Below are 15,650 nucleotides of genomic sequence, written 5' to 3'. Positions count from 1 at the left end.
GGGAATTGTCAGACAGGGCCTAGCGGGCGGCCGTGTCGCCGAGGATGTCGCCCGAGGCGCGGGCGGCCTCGCCCGCGGCGCGCTCCAGGCGTTCGGCCGCGGAGCCGATGCGGCCGCTGGCCCGCTCCACCTCGCGCCCGAGGCGCTGGGCCTCGATGAACACCCGTACGGCGAGCACGCCGAGTACGGCCACGGAGACGAATCCGACGGCAACCGCGAGCATCGCCCAGAACATGACACGAGCTTAGGGCACGGCCGGGGATGCGCCCCGCGCTCCCCCGTCCGGGCGCACCCGGCGCCCGCGCGCGTCGCGGGCGCGCCGCCGGGCCGCGAGGGCGCCGCGGTGCCGGGGGGCGCGCGGGGCGGCGGGGCTCAGAGCGTGCTGTGCAGCCTGAGGGTGCTCACGCCGCCGCCGGTGAGGAGTTCGACGATGCGCTCGCCCGCGGGCTTGCGCACGGCGGCGCCGCACTCGGGGCAGGTGAAGGAGTAGAACGTGGTCTTGCGGGTGGCGCCGATGGCGAGCCGCAGCGCGCCCGCGGCCAGCTCGAAGCGGGCCCGGCAGTCGGGGCAGGCCGCCTTGAAGACGACCGCCGCCATGCCCGCCGTCCCGCTGCCGCCGTGCTCGACCGCCGCACCCGCGCCGCTCGCCTCCCGGTTCCCGCGGCCTTCCCCGGCCTCCCGGCCGCCTCGGACCGTGCCGCGCGGCCCCGTCTTCTCCCGGCCGCTCATGTCGTGGGCTCCGGCTCGCGCGGCGCGTCGTCGTACGCGGCGAGCGCCGCGCGCGCCGCGGATCTGGCGCTGTCGGCAAGCTCGCGGGGCGCGATGATGCGCCCGTCGCTGCCGAGCCTGAGCGCGAGGCGGCGCAGCGAGGCGGGCTCGGGCGTGCGCAGGGTGATCCTCAGCCCGCCGTCGGGCAGCTCCTCGGCCAGGTCGTGGGGGTAGTACTCGGCGACCCAGCGGCCGCCGGGGCCGACCTCGACGACGACCTCGGGGTCCTCGGCGGCCGGCTGCACCAGGCCCGCCGACAGGTCGCGCGGCTCGATCTCGGGCGGCCGCGACGGCTCGTCGAGCATCCGGATCTCCACGACCCGGTCGAGCCGGAAGGTGCGGCGCGCCTCGGAGCGCCTGCACCACGCCTCGACGTAGGTGTGCCCGACGCTGACCAGGCGGATGGGGTCGATCTCGCGCTCGGTGACCTCGTCGCGCGCCGGGGAGTAGTAACGCACCCAGAGCCTGCGGCGTTCCGCGAGGGCCCGGTCGACCTCGGCGAACACGCTGCCGCGCGACTCGAAGGTCACCGAGAGCCTGGTACTGGCGCCCGCCGCCTCGCCCGCCGCGGCCTCCAGCTTGGCGGTGGCACGCAGCAGCGCCTGCCGGTCGCGCTCGCGCAGCCCCGGCAGGGTGGCGACGGCGCGGGCCGCGACCAGCAGCGCGGTCGCCTCGTCGGCGGCGAGCCGCAGCGGCTCGGCGGCCTCGGCGGCGAGCGCGCCCGGGTTGCGCCACCAGATGCGGTCGCCGTCGGTGTCGATGTCGAGGAGGTCGCCGCCGCGGAAGCTGGTCCCGCACATCGGCAGCACGTCGAGGTCGGAGATCAGCTCGTCCTCGGTGATCCCGAAGGCCCTGGCCACGTCGGCGACCCTGGCGCCGGGGCGCTCCCGCAGATAGGTGACGAGGGACAGCATGCGGCGCGTCTGGTCGATCGCGTTGACCGGCCGCGGTGCCCCGGTGGACTTGCCCGTCATACCCGTGCCGCCCTCTCAGCCCTTGGCCACGGCGCGCAGCCGGTCCACGACGTCCGCCCGCAGCTCAGCGGGCCCGACCACCACCACATCGGGGCCGAACTCCACCAGCCAGGCGTCGAGCCCGTGCCCGTAGGGGATCTCCAGCTCGTCCCAGCCGTTCCCGAGGTCCCGCGCGGACGCGGCCTTGGCGCGCAGCGGGTATCCGGAGCCGGCCCGCAGCCTGATCACGGCGGTGCCCTCGGCGGACTCCCCCGCCCAGCTCGCCACGGTCTCCCGCACGGTGACGACGTCGGGGACGGGCGCGGTGAAGGGGCCGGAGCGGCCGCGCACCCGGCCGGTGATCCTGGACAGCCTGAAGACCCGCTCGGCGCCGCGGCCGCGGTCGAAACCCGCGAGGTACCAGTGGCCGCGCCAGCACTCCAGGGCCCAGGGCTCGACCACCCGCTGGCGGGAGGTGGCCGCGCTCGCGTTGCGGTAGTCGAAGACCACGGGGCGGCGGTCGCGGCAGGCCAGCATCAGCGGCTCGAAGGCGGCGTCGTGGACGGGGATACGGGGCTCGATCGCGCCGTGCTGCTCGGGCGAGTCGGCCTCCTCCGGCATCCCGGCGGCGCGCAGCTTCTGGAGGGCGCCGCTGGCGGCCCCGGCGAGCCTGGCCTGCTGCCAGACCTGGGCGGCGAGCCCGAGGGCCGCGGCCTCCTCGGCGTCGAGGCTGATGGGCGGCAGCCGGTTGCTGTCGCGGCGGGCGAGGTAGCCGGTCTCGCCGTCCAGGTTCTCCACCGTCTCGATGACGAGGCCGAGTTCGCGCAGGTCGTCCTTGTCGCGCTCGAACATCCGGTTGAAGGAGTCCTCGGCGGCGGTGCGTCCGCCGCGGGCGCCCGCGCTGGCGGTGGCCTCGCGGTACGCCTCGATCGAGTCACGCAGCTCACGCTTGCTGAGCGGGCGCCGTGTCCCCAGCAGACACAGCGCAAGGTTCATCAGCCGCTCGGCCTTGGCAATGGCCATCGCCGCCCCTACGCTCCCCTCGTCCCGGTGTCCCACCGCCGCGCCGACGCGGCGGCAGACCGACCCGGGTGACCCGAGTCGCGTGTGTCGCCGCCGCCCGCGCGCAGTTGGCCCAGTTGACCGTACCGCTAGCGCCACGCAGCGCCAAAGCGGAGGGCCCACGCCAGCGGCATGGGCCCTCCACCGGGCGTGGCCGTGCGGCCACGGCACGCTGCGCCGTGGGTCAGACGGACACCAGGTCGCAGACGAAGATCAGGGTCTCGCCCGGAGCGATCCTGCCGCCGCCCGCGCCGCGGTCCCCGTACGCCAGGTGCGCGGGAATGGTGAGCTGCCGGCGCCCGCCGACGCGCATGCCCTGCACGCCGCGGTCCCAGCCGCTGATGACCTGTCCCGCGCCGAGCTGGAACTGGAGCGGGGTGCCGCGGTTCCAGCTCGCGTCGAACTCCTCACCCGTGGAGAAGGCGACCCCCACGTAGTGCACCGAGACGGTGTCGCCCGCCTTGGCCTCCTGGCCCTCTCCCTGCCAGATGTCCTTGATCTCGAGGTCGGCCGGGGGCTCCCCGCCCGGGAAGTCGACCTCGGGCTTGTCGTTGTTCGCCGGGTTCGCTGGACTCACTCGAATCGCTCCTGCTCAGTGACGATGGGCAACAGGCACACTCTCACACCCGGGCGTCAGGACGCGTCGAGGATGTCCACAACGAAGACCAGCGTGGAGTTGGCCGGCAGGTCCGCGCTCTGCTTCTTGTCCCCGTAGGCCATCTTGGGCGGGATCACCAGCAGCACCCTGCTGCCGGCCTTCTTGCCGACCAGGCCCTTGTCCCAGCCCTCGATGACGCGCTTCTGGCCGATGGGGGTGATGAAGGGCGTGCCGACGTTCCAGGAGGAGTCGAAGAGCTTGGCCTCCGACTTGCCCTCGTTGGGCTTCCAGGCGGCGCCCGAGTACTGCATGAACACCGTCTGGCCGTTCTTGACCGCGGGGCCCTTGCCGTCGATCAGGACCTTGTCGACCAGGTCCTTCGGGGGGTCGGCCTTGGGCACCTTGATGCTCGCGGGGGCTTCCTTGTCCGCCGAGACCTGCGGCAGGCTCGACGGGATGTCGGCCTGCCGGCCCTCGGCCTTGGTGGGGATGGTCTTGTCGATGTCGAGCACCAGGATGAGGGTGTCGGTGCCGCTGATCCCCATCTGCTGGCTGCCGTTCTTGCCGAAGGCGGCGTCGGGCGGCGCCACCACCAGCACCCGGCCGCCGATCTTCTGGCCGACGACCGACTGGGAGAAGGCCGGGATCAGCGTCTTGGAGCCCGCCGGGATCACCTGGGGCACGCCGCCCTGGCTGTAGGAACTGCCGAGGTCCTTGCCGCCCTTCCACACCTTGCCGGTGTAGTGGGCCACGACCATGTCGCCCTTCTTGACGGTGTCCCCGTCGCCCTCGGAGACCGAGTGCACCACGAACTTGCCGCTTGGGTCGCCCTTGGGCACGGTGATGTCCGCCTTCTTGCCCTTCGCGCCCTTCACCTCGGGCATCGGGGAGGCGGTGTCCACCGGCTTGACGTCCGCGGGCGCGGACGGCGCCGCGCTCGATGATGTGTCACCTTTATCGGCTTTGTCGGCCTTGTCGTCCGAGCCGCCGCAGGCGGAGAGCAGCAGGGCGGGCACTACGAGCAGGGCAGCTAGGCGGCGTCGCACTTGGGGAGTCCTCGGGGGGTGAGTGGGGGTGTCAGCCGGTCACTCTACGGCCGCGCCGCCCGCTCCTGAAGCACGCCTGTCTCACACGTCGCACACAAAGGCCCCGCAGCATCTGCATACGGGGCCCTGGTGCGTTGCTCTGACGGCGCCGGTCACATCCCGGCGATGAGCTTCTCCACCCGGTCGTCCTCGGAGCGGAACGGGTCCTTGCAGAGCACGGTCCGCTGCGCCTGGTCGTTGAGCTTGAGGTGGACCCAGTCCACCGTGAAGTCCCTGCGCTGCTCCTGGGCGCGCCGGATGAAGTCGCCGCGCAGCCGGGCGCGCGTGGTCTGCGGCGGCACCGACTTGCCCTCGAAGATCCGCAGGTCGTCGCAGATCCGGGCGGCCTCGCCCTTGCGCTCCAGCAGGTAGTACAGGCCCCTGCGGCGGTGGATGTCGTGGTAGGCGAGGTCTATCTGCGCGACCCTCGGGTGCGACATGGTCATGTTGTTCTTCGCCCGGTACCGCTCGATCAGGCGGTACTTCATCACCCAGTCGATCTCGGTGCCGACCTTGTCCAGGTCCTCGGACTCGATGGCGTCGAGCGTGCGGCCCCACAGTTCGAGTACCTGCTCGACGGTGCCGGTGCGGATGCCCCGGCGCTCGCAGAAGTCCACGGCCTTCTCGTAGTACTCGCGCTGCACTTCGAGCGCGGACGCCTCGCGGCCGCTGGCGAGCCGCACCTTGCGGCGGCCCGTGATGTCGTGGCTGACCTCGCGGATGGCCCTGATCGGGTTCTCCAGCGTCAGGTCCCGCATCACGGTGCCCGCCTCGATCATCCGCAGCACGAGGTCGGTGGCGCCGACCTTCAGCAGCATCGTCGTCTCCGACATGTTGGAGTCGCCGACGATGACGTGCAGCCTGCGGTAGCGCTCGGCGTCCGCGTGGGGCTCGTCACGGGTGTTGATGATCGGCCGCGAGCGGGTGGTGGCGGAGCTGACGCCCTCCCAGATGTGCTCGGCGCGCTGGCTCACGCAGTACACCGCGCCCCTGGGGGTCTGGAGCACCTTCCCGGCGCCGCACAGCAGTTGCCGGGTGACGAGGAAGGGGATCAGGATGTCCGCGAGCCGGGAGAATTCACCGTGCCGCGCCACGAGGTAGTTCTCGTGGCAGCCGTACGAGTTGCCCGCCGAATCCGTATTGTTCTTGAAAAGGTAGACGTCACCCGCGATACCCTCCTCATGCAGACGGCGCTCCGCGTCGACGAGCAAGCCCTCCAGAATGCGTTCGCCCGCCTTGTCGTGGGTGACCAGTTCGGTCACGTTGTCGCACTCCGGTGTTGCGTATTCCGGATGCGATCCCACGTCCAGATACAGACGGGCACCATTCCGCAGAAAGACGTTGCTGCTGCGGCCCCATGACACGACACGGCGGAAGAGGTACCGCGCCACCTCGTCGGGAGACAGGCGGCGCTGTCCCCTGAACGTACACGTGACGCCGTACTCGTTCTCCAGCCCGAAAATGCGGCGGTCCATGACTGAACATTACGCCCGAAGCCGAGCACTGAAACCGGGTTCGCGGGCCAGGTTTCGATCATTTTCCCGGGCCGAGGCGCGGCGCCGACGCGCCCCGGGGCGCCGCGGGTGCGCCAAAACCCCAGCGCACACCGCCGCCCGGGCCCGCGGCGGCGCGCTCCGGTGCCCTCCGGCCCGCGCACCGCGAGGCCGGAAGACACCGCCGTACCGGGCCGGGAGGCAACCGCCGCCCGGCCCGCCGCGCTACTCGCCCGACTCGTCGGAGCCCGACGCCGAGTCCGCGTCGCCGTCCCTGTCCTGCCCCGCGTCGGCGGCGTCCGCCGTCGCGTCCACGCTGTTCGCCGCTTCGAGCAGCGACGCGAGCTGGCTGCCCACGATCCTGCGGAACTTGCGCTGCTGCGGCCTGGTGCGGTCGAGCACCGCCACCTCAAGGCGCTCGGCGGGGATCTCCCGCTCGCTGCCGTTGGTGTCGCGCGAGAGGGCGCGCACGGCGAGCGAGAGCGCCTCCGCGAGGGTCATCCCGTCCCTGTGGTGCTCCTCCAGGTAGCCGCTGATCTGCTCCGCGTTGCCGCCGACGGTCACCGAGCCGTGCTCGTCGACGATGGAGCCGTCGTGCGGCAGCCGGTAGATCTGGTCGCCCTCCGGGGTCTCCCCCACCTCGGCGACCACCAGCTCCACCTCGTAGGGCTTCTCGGCGGCACTCGAGAAAATGGTGCCCAGGGTCTGGGCGTAAACATTGGCGAGGCCGCGGGCCGTCACATCGTCGCGGTCGTAGGTGTAACCCCGGAGATCGGCATAACGGACACCGCCGATACGCAGGTTCTCGTACTCGTTGTACTTGCCGGCGGCGGCGAATCCGATGCGGTCGTAGATCTCGCTGAACTTGTGCAGCGCGCGGGAGGGATTCTCGCCCACGAAAACAATTCCATCGGCATACTGCAACACCACGAGACTGCGGCCGCGCGCGATTCCCTTGCGGGCGTACTCCGCGCGATCCGCCATCGCCTGCTGCGGTGAGACATAGAACGGCGTCGACACCAGGTGGCCCGTCCCTTTCTGTCAGTGACTTGGGCCGGTACGGGCGCACCACCCGCGACCGGCGACTCCAGCTTGGCCACGCGGCGCGGGGCGCCGCCACGGCTCCCTCACATCAGCGCGGCCCTCGGCCCGTCCGGCAGTTCGAGGCGGGCGTCGATCACCGCGCGGGCGATCTCGGCCGTGTCGTCCTCGGGCAACTGCCTGAAGCCCTCGGGGCCCGTCACCGTCACCACCGGCCAGATCTTCCGCGTGGCGTCGGGGCCGCCGGTCGCGGAGTCCTCGTCGGCGGCGTCGTACAGCGCCTGGACGACCAGGGTCGCGGCGTCGCGCTCGGTGAGGTCGTCGCGGTAGAGCTTCTTCAGTGCGCCGCGTGCGTAGACGGAGCCGGAGCCGACCCCGGCGAAGCCGTGCTCCTCCGACCTGCCACCCGTCACGTCGTAGGAGAAGATCCGGCCCCGGTCCCTGTCGACGTCCCAGCCGACGAAGATCGGCACCACCGCGAGGCCCTGCATCGCCAGCTCCAGATGGGACCTGATCATCGTGGAGAGGCGGTTGGCCTTGCCCTCCAGGGAGAGCGTGGTCCCCTCGACCTTCTCGAAGTGCTCAAGTTCGAGCTGGAAGAGCTTCACCATCTCGATGGAGAAGCCCGCGGTGCCGGCGAAGCCCACCGCGGAGAACTCGTCCGCCGGGTGCACCTTGACGGCGTCGCGGCGGGCGATCACGTTGCCCATGGTGGACCTGCGGTCGGCGGCGAGCACCACTCCGCCGGGGAAGGTCGCGGCGACGATGGTCGTCCCGTGCGGCGCCTCTATGCGCCCGGGCCCGGCCGGCAGCGACCGTGCGCCGGGCAGCAGCTCGGGCCGGTGCTCGGACAGGAACTCGGTGAAGGACGACGAACCCGCCCTGAGGAAGGCGGCTGGTAGGCGCCCGATGCCACGAGGATTGGCTTCCACGGTATTTCCCTCCGGTGAGGCGGCGGCCCAGTAGTCCATGCCGGGATCGTCACCAACTCGCCGATCCCCGAATCGCAGTTGAAGCACAGTACGCCACGGACCCTACCCGTGGTGCGGGGGTGATCAACGTGCCTTCCGTGTCTTCTCTGCCGCCGCCGCGCGCGCCCGGACGGACGCCGCGGGACGCGCCCGGGAGGGCACGGCCCGCGGCGCCTTCCCCGGCCGTCGGGCAGGGGCCCGCCGCTCGGGATTTCCGCGGGGGCGCCGTCGCGCGCCGCCGGGGTGTCGGCCCCGGCGGGCGCTCAACGGGCACATTCACATACGAGGACTACTGTCCACCCTTCTGAACAAACGAGCGGACGAAGTCCTCGGCGTTCTCTTCGAGCACGTCGTCGATCTCGTCCAGGACGGAGTCCACATCGTCGCTCAGCTTCTCCTGGCGCTCCTTGAGGTCCTCCGACCCCTGGGCGTCCTCGGTCTGCTCCTCGACGTCCTCCGTGGAGCGCGTCGACCTCTGCTGTCCGCCGGTGTCCTTGGTGGCCATCACCCTCACCCCGCTCGGTTAGAGACTTGCGGCATGTGACCATGCCGACTGTCGCACTCGTACAAGATCAGACCCTACAAGCAGGGTCCGACATCGGCCCCGCAGTTGCTCCAACGGCCGGATACCACCCCGATGATTCCCGGACGGCGGGACTTTCAGCCGCGTCCTGCCCTCCGAGAGCCGCCCCGAGGGGGTTTTCAGCCGCCGGAAAGCACCCTGACCAGGTCTTCCGCGGTACGGCAGCGGTCGAGGAGCGCCTTCACGTGATTACGCGTTCCGCGAAGCGGCTCCAGGGTGGGCACCCGCTGGAGCGAGTCGCGCCCCGGCAGGTCGAAGATCACGGAGTCCCAAGAGGCCGCGGCCACGTCGTCCGCGTACTGCTCCAGGCAGCGCCCGCGGAAGTAGGCCCTGGTGTCCTCCGGGGGCTTGGTGCGGGCCCTGGTGACCTCTTCCTCGGTGAGCAGCCGCTTCATCCTCCCGCGGGCCGCCAGCCGGTTGTACAGGCCCTTCTCGGGGCGCACGTCCGCGTACTGGAGGTCGACGAGGTGGAGCCTCGCCGCGTCCCAGTCGAGCCCGTCACGGCGGCGGTAGCCCTCCATCAGCTCCCGCTTGGCCACCCAGTCCAGCTCCCCCGCGAGGCTCATGGGGTCGCGCTCAAGGCGCACCAGCACGTCCTCCCAGCGCCCGAGGACGTCCTTGGTCTGCTCGTCCGCGTCGACGCCGTAGCGCTCCTCCACGTACTTGCGCGCCTGCTCGTAGTACTCCATCTGGAGCTGTACCGCGGTGAGGGTGCGCCCGCTGCGGAGCGTGACGAGGTGGCGCAGGGTCGGATCGTGGGAGACCTCGTGGAGGGTGCGGACCGGCTGGTCGACGGCGAGGTCGACCGCGATGAAGCCGTCCTCGATCATGCTGAGCACCAGCGCCGTGGTGCCGAGCTTGAGGTAGGTCGACAGCTCGGAGAGGTTGGCGTCGCCGATGATGACATGGAGGCGCCGGTACTTCTCGGCGTCGGAGTGCGGCTCGTCCCGGGTGTTGATGATGGGCCGTTTGAGGGTCGTCTCCAGGCCGACCTCGACCTCGAAATAGTCCGCGCGCTGGCTGAGCTGGAAGCCGTGCTCCCGGCCGTCCTGGCCGATGCCGACGCGCCCGGCGCCCGTCACGACCTGCCGGGAGACGAAGAACGGTGTCAGGTGCCTGACGATGTCGGAGAACGCGGTCTCGCGGCGCATCAGGTAGTTCTCATGGGTGCCGTAGGAGGCGCCCTTGTTGTCGGTGTTGTTCTTGTACATCAGGATCTGCTGGGCGCCGGGGAGCTGGGAGGCACGCTCGGCGGCCTCGGCCATGATGCGCTCGCCCGCCTTGTCCCAGAGGACCGCGTCGCGGGGGTTGGTGACCTCGGGCGAGCTGTACTCGGGGTGGGCGTGGTCCACGTAGAGCCGGGCGCCGTTGGTCAGGATCACATTGGCGAGGCCGATGTCCTCGTCGGTGAGCTGACTGGCGTCGGCGGCCTCCCTTGCCAGGTCGAAGCCACGGGCGTCGCGGAGCGGGTTCTCCTCCTCGAAGTCCCAGCGGGCGCGCCGGGCGCGGTGCATCGCCGCTGCGTAGGCGTTCACGATCTGGGATGAGGTGAGCATGGCATTGGCATTGGGGTGGCCGGGGACGGAGATGCCGTACTCCGTCTCGATGCCCATTACTCGCCGTACAGTCATGCGGCCCTCCTTGCCCGGTGGCGCCCCCAGCCGGGGGCGGCGCTCGCGTACCGCTGTGCTGATGCGTGTGGGTACCCCGCACGGCGCCACGTGGCGGTATGAGAGAGCCTAGAACGCCTCTGTGCTGGTGGGGAGATCATTTCCGTCATTGGGTGGATGTGGCGGGCGTGGCCAGAAAAGCCTGTGGCTGCGGGCACCCCCGGAAGAGGGGCACCCGCAGCCACCCTGTCGTTACAGGTACTGACCGGTGTTCGCCACGGTGTCGATGGAGCGCCCGGTGTCCGCGCCCTGCTTTCCGGTGACGAGGGTGCGGATGTACACGATCCGCTCGCCCTTCTTGCCGGAGATCCTGGCCCAGTCGTCCGGGTTGGTGGTGTTGGGCAGGTCCTCGTTCTCCTTGAACTCGTCCACGCACGCCTGGAGGAGGTGGGAGACGCGAAGGCCCTTCTGGTTCTGTTCGAGGAACGCCTTGATGGCCATCTTCTTGGCCCTGCCGACGATGTTCTCGATCATGGCGCCGGAGTTGAAGTCCTTGAAGTAGAGGACTTCCTTGTCGCCGTTGGCGTACGTGACCTCAAGGAAGCGGTTCTCCTCGGATTCCGCGTACATCTGCTCCACCACCGACTGGATCATGCCGCCCACGGTGGCGCTCTTGTCGCCGGTGTGCTCGGCCAGGTCATCGGTGTGCAGCGGCAGCCGCTCGGTGAGGTACTTGGCGAAGATGTCCTTCGCCGCCTCCGCGTCGGGGCGCTCGATCTTGATCTTCACATCGAGCCGGCCCGGCCTGAGGATGGCGGGGTCGATCATGTCCTCGCGGTTGGAGGCGCCGATGACGATGACGTTCTCCAGCCCCTCGACGCCGTCGATCTCGGCGAGGAGCTGGGGGACGATGGTGTTCTCCACGTCCGAGCTGACGCCGGAGCCGCGGGTGCGGAAGAGGGATTCCATCTCGTCGAAGAAGACGATGACGGGGGTGCCCTCGCTCGCCTTCTCCCTGGCCCGCTGGAACACGAGCCTGATGTGCCGCTCGGTCTCGCCCACGTATTTGTTGAGCAGCTCGGGGCCCTTGATATTGAGGAAGTAGCTCTTGCCCGCGGGCTGGCCCGTCACCTCGGCGACCTTCTTGGCAAGAGAGTTGGCCACGGCCTTGGCGATGAGGGTCTTTCCGCATCCGGGCGGGCCGTAGAGCAGGACGCCCTTGGGCGGGCGCAGCTCGTGCTCCTTGAAGAGGTCGGGGTAGAGGTAGGGGAGTTCGACGGCGTCCCTGATCAATTCGATCTGGCCGCCGAGCCCGCCGATCTGGGCATAGCTGATATCGGGGACTTCTTCGAGGACGAGTTCCTCGACCTCGCTCTTGGGGACGACCTCGTAAACGTAGCCCGACCTGGGTTCGAGCAGCAGGGCGTCGCCGGGGCGGATGGTGACGTCCAGCAGCGGCTCGGCGAGCCGCACCACCCGCTCCTCGTCGGTGTGCCCGAGCACCAGGGCGCGCTCGCCGTCCTCAAGGATCTCCTTGAGGGTGACGATGTCGCCGACCCGCTCGAACTCCATGGCGTCGACCACGTTCAGCGCCTCGTTGAGCATGACCTCCTGGCCACGCCTGAGGTCGCCCAACTCGACGCCCGGGCTGACGTTCACCCGGAGCTTGCGGCCCCCGGTGAAGATGTCGGCGGTGTCGTCCTCGTTCGCCGAGAGGAAGACGCCGAAGCCCGCAGGCGGCTGGGCCAGCCGGTCGACCTCTTCCTTGAGGGCCACGATCTGGTCGCGGGCCTCACGGAGCGTGTTGGCGAGGCGTTCGTTCTGCGCGGACACGCCGGCCAGGTTCGTCTGTAGCTCGACGATGCGCTCTTCGAGAATTCTCGTGTGCCGAGGGGAATCGGCGAGCTTGCGGCGCAGGACGGCGATTTCCTGCTCAAGATAGGCGATCTGACCGGCAGGGTCGTCGGACCCTCGACCCGGGCGGATGCCGCGGTTCATGTCGTCGTCGTGGGCTGCCACGGTCCTCACCTCCTCCAAAGGGAGCTGGACGCTTCCAGACCCTACCTGGGTGGGTGTCGATTGAAACCCTAGATCACAAAGACGGTCGGGGTGTGTCCGATCTTCACCCTTGCGCTCCGTCCTCCGTCCGGAGTGATACCCAGCATGGGCGCCGGGAAGCTGTGGATTGTGGGGTCGGTGGGTTCAACACCCGCCGGAGCTGGCCGCACTTGGGCTCCTGGGGGCTGTTGATCCGGGTCTCGGCGATCTGTGTGCTGCCGATGGTACGGCTTTCCCGGCGAAGGTGTCGTAACGGAGCGTGAGGCCCCGGCGAGGGGGTCAGGCGCTGCGCGCGGAGTCCGGGGTGACGCGTCTGAAGGTGCCCCCGCTCCACCGCCAGCTCGTCTGCTGGCGCACGTCGGGGCAGCAACTGGGGACGTCGGGGCTTGAGTAGCCGAGGACGTCGGTGGTGACGACGAGGTCGTCTATGGTGACGCCGGTCACGGTGAGCCTCGCCTTGGGGTCGACGAGGGTGGCGACCACGCGCGGCGCGGCCGTGTCGGTGCTGTTGCCGTGCTCCCCGGTGCTGCCCGTGCCGCCGGTGGCGCCGGGGTTGGTGAGGACGTAGACCCCGTCGGGCGGGGTGCCCGAGCCCGCGTCGCAGCGCACGGAGGCGACGGTCTCTGGCCGCCCGTCGCCGTCGAGGTCGCCGCTCGCGCTCTTCTCCACCACCGTCTTGGCGCCGCCGCACTCAAGGGGGTAGCTGGCGCGGTCGGGATCGGGCGCCGGGACGGGCCTCGGGGGTGCGCTGTGCCGTGCGGTGCCGGTGCGGTGGTGGGGCTGCGCGGTGGCGTCGTCGGGGCCGAGGTACGAGGAGGCGGCGATGACGGCGGCGATGGCCGTCGCGGTGGCGACCCAGTGGATGGGCTGGGTGTGGGTGTGCGCGAGTTCCGGTACGGCGGGTTGCTGCACGGGGGGTGGCTCCTGTGAAGGGCGGTGCCGGCGGCGGGAGGGTTGGCCGCATGGTGCCATACGTCACAGGGGCGGGGAACGGCGGGGTCGCGGGCCCCGCCGCGCGGCGGGCGGCGGAACTCGCGGGTGACGGGGCGGTGTTGTGGCCGGTGGGGCGCTCAGCGCGGGGTGCCGCCGTCGGCGTTGGGGCCGCTGTAGTCGTCCCCGTACGCACCCTTGGCGGGACGGCGGCGGCGCAGGGGCGGCTCCACACCGTCGGCGAGGCGGCGCGCGGTGAGCAGGAAGCCGGTGTGGCCGATCATGCGGTGGTCGGGGCGGACGGCGAGACCCTCGATGTGCCAGCCGCGGATCATGGTCTCCCAGGCGCTCGGCTCGTTGAAGCAGCCGAGTTCGCGGATGGTCTCGACGGTCCTCGCGAGCTGGGTGGTGGTGGCGACGTAGCCGCAGACGATGCCGCCGGGCACCAGCGCCTTGGCGACGCCCTCAAGGCACTCCCAGGGGGCGAGCATGTCCAGGATGACCCGGTCGACGTCGCTGTCCTCCAGGTGGTCCTGGAGGTCGCCCACGGTCAGCCGCCAGGCCGGGTGGGGGGCGCCGAAGTAGCGCTCGACGTTCTGCCGCGCGATGTCCGCGAAGTCCTGGCGGCGCTCGTAGGAGTGGAGCATGCCCTGGTCGCCGACGGCCCGCAGCAGGAAGGTGCTGAGGGAGCCGGAGCCGACGCCCGCCTCGACGACGCGGGCGCCGGGGAAGATGTCGGCGAAGGCGAGGATGTGGCCCGCGTCCTTCGGGTAGACGACGGCGGCGCCGCGCGGCATGGACAGGACGTAGTCGGGGAGCAGGGGCCGCAGCGCGAGGTAGGCGACGTTTCCGGTGGTGCGGACAACGCTGCCCTCGGGGGCGCCGATCAGCTCGTCGTGCGGGAAGGAGCCCTTGTGGGTGTGGAAGCTCTTCCCTGCTTCGAGCGTGAAGGTGTGGTGGCGTCCCTTGGGGTCGGTGAGCTGTACCTGGTCCCCGACCTCGAAGGGCCCGCGTCGGCGGGCTGCACCGGTCGGTTCGGACATGCCCGCAAGCCTACCGGGCCCCGGCGGGGCCTTTGACCGGCCGGTCAGCGGGGGCGGGCCATGGCCTTGGTGAAGGCGGCCTCGACGTCGGTGGCGGACAGCACCCCGTAGATCTCGCCGGTGTCCTCGACGACGAGGTACTCGGACGCGGGGGTGGCGCCGAGCGCCGCGATGAGTTCCTCGCCGGTGAGCGAGGCGGGCAGCCGCATGCCGTCGGTGAGCGGCTGGGACAGCGACTCCACGCTCACCCAGGGGCGCCGGTGCTGGGGCACGTGGGCGATGGCGCTCTCGCGGACGATGGCGAGTGGCGTGCCCTCCGGGTCGGTCACGACCAGGGCGTTGGCACCGGCCTCGTTGGCGCGGCGCAGCGCCTCGGCGAGCGAGGTGTCGGTGGCCACCGGGATGGCGCGCCTCGTGAGGGTGCGGGCGTGCAGTTCCGGCAGGTGCTGGCGGAGCCTGACCATGCGGATGCTGGTTCCCGCGCCGGTCCAGATGATGGCGGCGAGCACGGCGGCCAGGAGCGCGTTGAGCAGGGTGTCGACGCCGCCCGCGCTCTCGGCGCGCTCACCGAGCGCGCCGGTCTGGGTGAGCACGGGCAGGCCGATGAGGACGGTGACGGCGAGGACCCGCCCGATCCAGGCGGCGACGACGGTGGCGGTCATCAGGTCGCCGCTGAGCTTCCAGACGACGGCGCGCAGCATGCGCCCGCCGTCGAGGGGGAGCCCGGGCAGCAGGTTGAACGCGGCGACGAGGAGGTTGGAGACCATCAGCCCGGCGAGGAGCACGCCGGGGACGGTACGGGCCTCCACGGCGAGCAGCGCCCCGTAGAAGACGGCGCCGAGCACGAGGGAGAGCAGGGGGCCGACGAGGGCGAGGACGAACTCCCTGCCGGGGGTCTCGGGGTCCTTCTCGATCTCGGAGATGCCGCCGTAGAACTGGAGCCTGATGCGGCGCACGGGGAGCTTGAAGCGCAGCGCGGCGATGGCGTGCGCCAGTTCGTGCACCAGGACGGAGGCGTAGAAGGCGACGGCGAAGAAGAGGGAGACGAGGTAGCGGGCGGCGCCGAGGTCGGGCAGCACCGCGTCGAGCTGGCCGCCGAAGATCCAGGTGATGAGGGCCGCGACCAGGAACCAGCTCGGGGCCACGTACACGGGCACCCCGAAGGGGCGGCCCATGAGGATGCCGCCGCCCGGTTCCGGCTGCCGTGGCGGCCGCGGGGGCTGCGGCGGGCCGGCCGACGGGGTGGGGCCGTCTCCTTCGCGCGGCTGTCCGCTCCCGCCGCTGTCGCCGCTTGCGTTCACGTGGTCCTCTCGATGGCGGTGCCCCGCGGGCACCGCGGTCGCCCGCGCGGGCGGTCGTCGCGATGGGTGGCGCGGGGCGGATGGTCCTCCCGTACCGATGGTATGCGTCTGAGTGTCGGTACCGCCGCGTAGGGTCGTGGGTCATGGAGAAGAA

15 protein-coding genes and 1 pseudogene are annotated in these 15,650 nt (G+C 71.0%); all 16 read right to left on the bottom strand.

Features of this window, described 5'->3' with window-relative positions; genetic code table 11:
• Positions 1–19 precede the first annotated feature (19 nt).
• The 16 genes and pseudogenes from ACIBIW_RS28175 to ACIBIW_RS28100 all read right to left on the bottom strand — a co-directional run bounded on the left by ACIBIW_RS28175 (position 20) and on the right by ACIBIW_RS28100 (position 15,496).
• Positions 20–235, bottom strand: a complete 216-nt coding sequence (locus ACIBIW_RS28175; protein WP_399339872.1) for a hypothetical protein — start codon at positions 233–235, stop codon at positions 20–22.
• Positions 236–372: 137 nt separating this feature from the next.
• On the bottom strand, positions 373–729 hold the full coding sequence (locus ACIBIW_RS28170; protein WP_399339871.1) for a hypothetical protein: 357 nt from the start codon (positions 727–729) through the stop codon (positions 373–375).
• Positions 726–1,742 carry a helix-turn-helix transcriptional regulator gene (locus tag ACIBIW_RS28165; protein ID WP_399339870.1) on the bottom strand — a complete coding sequence of 339 codons (1,017 nt, stop codon included), beginning with the start codon at positions 1,740–1,742 and terminating at the stop codon, positions 726–728. The genes ACIBIW_RS28170 and ACIBIW_RS28165 overlap by 4 nt, the downstream gene beginning before the upstream one ends.
• A gap of 15 nt (positions 1,743–1,757) precedes the next feature.
• Complete coding sequence (locus tag ACIBIW_RS28160) at positions 1,758–2,744, bottom strand: helix-turn-helix transcriptional regulator (protein WP_399339869.1); 987 nt, start codon at positions 2,742–2,744, stop codon at positions 1,758–1,760.
• Between the two features lie 223 nt (positions 2,745–2,967).
• Positions 2,968–3,360, bottom strand: coding sequence for an FKBP-type peptidyl-prolyl cis-trans isomerase (locus ACIBIW_RS28155; RefSeq protein ID WP_399339868.1), 393 nt, complete (start codon positions 3,358–3,360; stop codon positions 2,968–2,970).
• Between the two features lie 56 nt (positions 3,361–3,416).
• On the bottom strand, positions 3,417–4,427 hold the full coding sequence (locus ACIBIW_RS28150) for an FKBP-type peptidyl-prolyl cis-trans isomerase (RefSeq protein ID WP_399339867.1): 1,011 nt from the start codon (positions 4,425–4,427) through the stop codon (positions 3,417–3,419).
• A gap of 152 nt (positions 4,428–4,579) precedes the next feature.
• On the bottom strand, positions 4,580–5,941 hold the full coding sequence (gene pafA / locus ACIBIW_RS28145; protein ID WP_399339866.1) for a Pup--protein ligase: 1,362 nt from the start codon (positions 5,939–5,941) through the stop codon (positions 4,580–4,582).
• A gap of 243 nt (positions 5,942–6,184) precedes the next feature.
• On the bottom strand, positions 6,185–6,979 hold the full coding sequence (gene prcA, locus ACIBIW_RS28140; protein WP_399339865.1) for a proteasome subunit alpha: 795 nt from the start codon (positions 6,977–6,979) through the stop codon (positions 6,185–6,187).
• A gap of 107 nt (positions 6,980–7,086) precedes the next feature.
• Positions 7,087–7,932, bottom strand: coding sequence for a proteasome subunit beta (gene prcB, locus ACIBIW_RS28135; RefSeq protein ID WP_399339952.1), 846 nt, complete (start codon positions 7,930–7,932; stop codon positions 7,087–7,089).
• Between the two features lie 59 nt (positions 7,933–7,991).
• Positions 7,992–8,165, bottom strand: a pseudogene (locus ACIBIW_RS28130) (endonuclease domain-containing protein); the annotation flags it as partial.
• A gap of 95 nt (positions 8,166–8,260) precedes the next feature.
• Entirely contained in the window at positions 8,261–8,476 is a 216-nt protein-coding gene (locus ACIBIW_RS28125) for a ubiquitin-like protein Pup (RefSeq protein ID WP_399339864.1), read from the bottom strand.
• A 197-nt stretch (positions 8,477–8,673) separates the two neighbouring features.
• Positions 8,674–10,185, bottom strand: coding sequence for a depupylase/deamidase Dop (gene dop / locus ACIBIW_RS28120; RefSeq protein ID WP_399339863.1), 1,512 nt, complete (start codon positions 10,183–10,185; stop codon positions 8,674–8,676).
• Positions 10,186–10,416: 231 nt separating this feature from the next.
• Positions 10,417–12,183 (bottom strand): proteasome ATPase, encoded by a 1,767-nt coding sequence (arc, locus tag ACIBIW_RS28115; protein ID WP_399339862.1) that lies wholly within the window; start codon positions 12,181–12,183, stop codon positions 10,417–10,419.
• Positions 12,184–12,501: 318 nt separating this feature from the next.
• A complete protein-coding gene (locus tag ACIBIW_RS28110) occupies positions 12,502–13,134 on the bottom strand; it encodes a hypothetical protein (RefSeq protein ID WP_399339861.1) in 633 nt (210 codons plus the stop codon).
• A gap of 158 nt (positions 13,135–13,292) precedes the next feature.
• A complete protein-coding gene (locus ACIBIW_RS28105) occupies positions 13,293–14,195 on the bottom strand; it encodes a tRNA (adenine-N1)-methyltransferase (RefSeq protein WP_399339860.1) in 903 nt (300 codons plus the stop codon).
• 44 nt (positions 14,196–14,239) lie between these two features.
• The gene (locus ACIBIW_RS28100) at positions 14,240–15,496 is read right to left on the bottom strand and encodes a site-2 protease family protein (protein ID WP_399339859.1); all 1,257 of its coding nucleotides are present in this window, start codon (positions 15,494–15,496) and stop codon (positions 14,240–14,242) included.
• Between the last annotated feature and the right edge of the window lie 154 nt (positions 15,497–15,650).

It is taken from the genome of Streptomyces sp. NPDC050560 (assembly GCF_044457285.1).
GTDB lineage: Bacteria > Actinomycetota > Actinomycetes > Streptomycetales > Streptomycetaceae > Streptomyces.
This window is presented reverse-complemented; position numbering and strand designations above follow the sequence as displayed.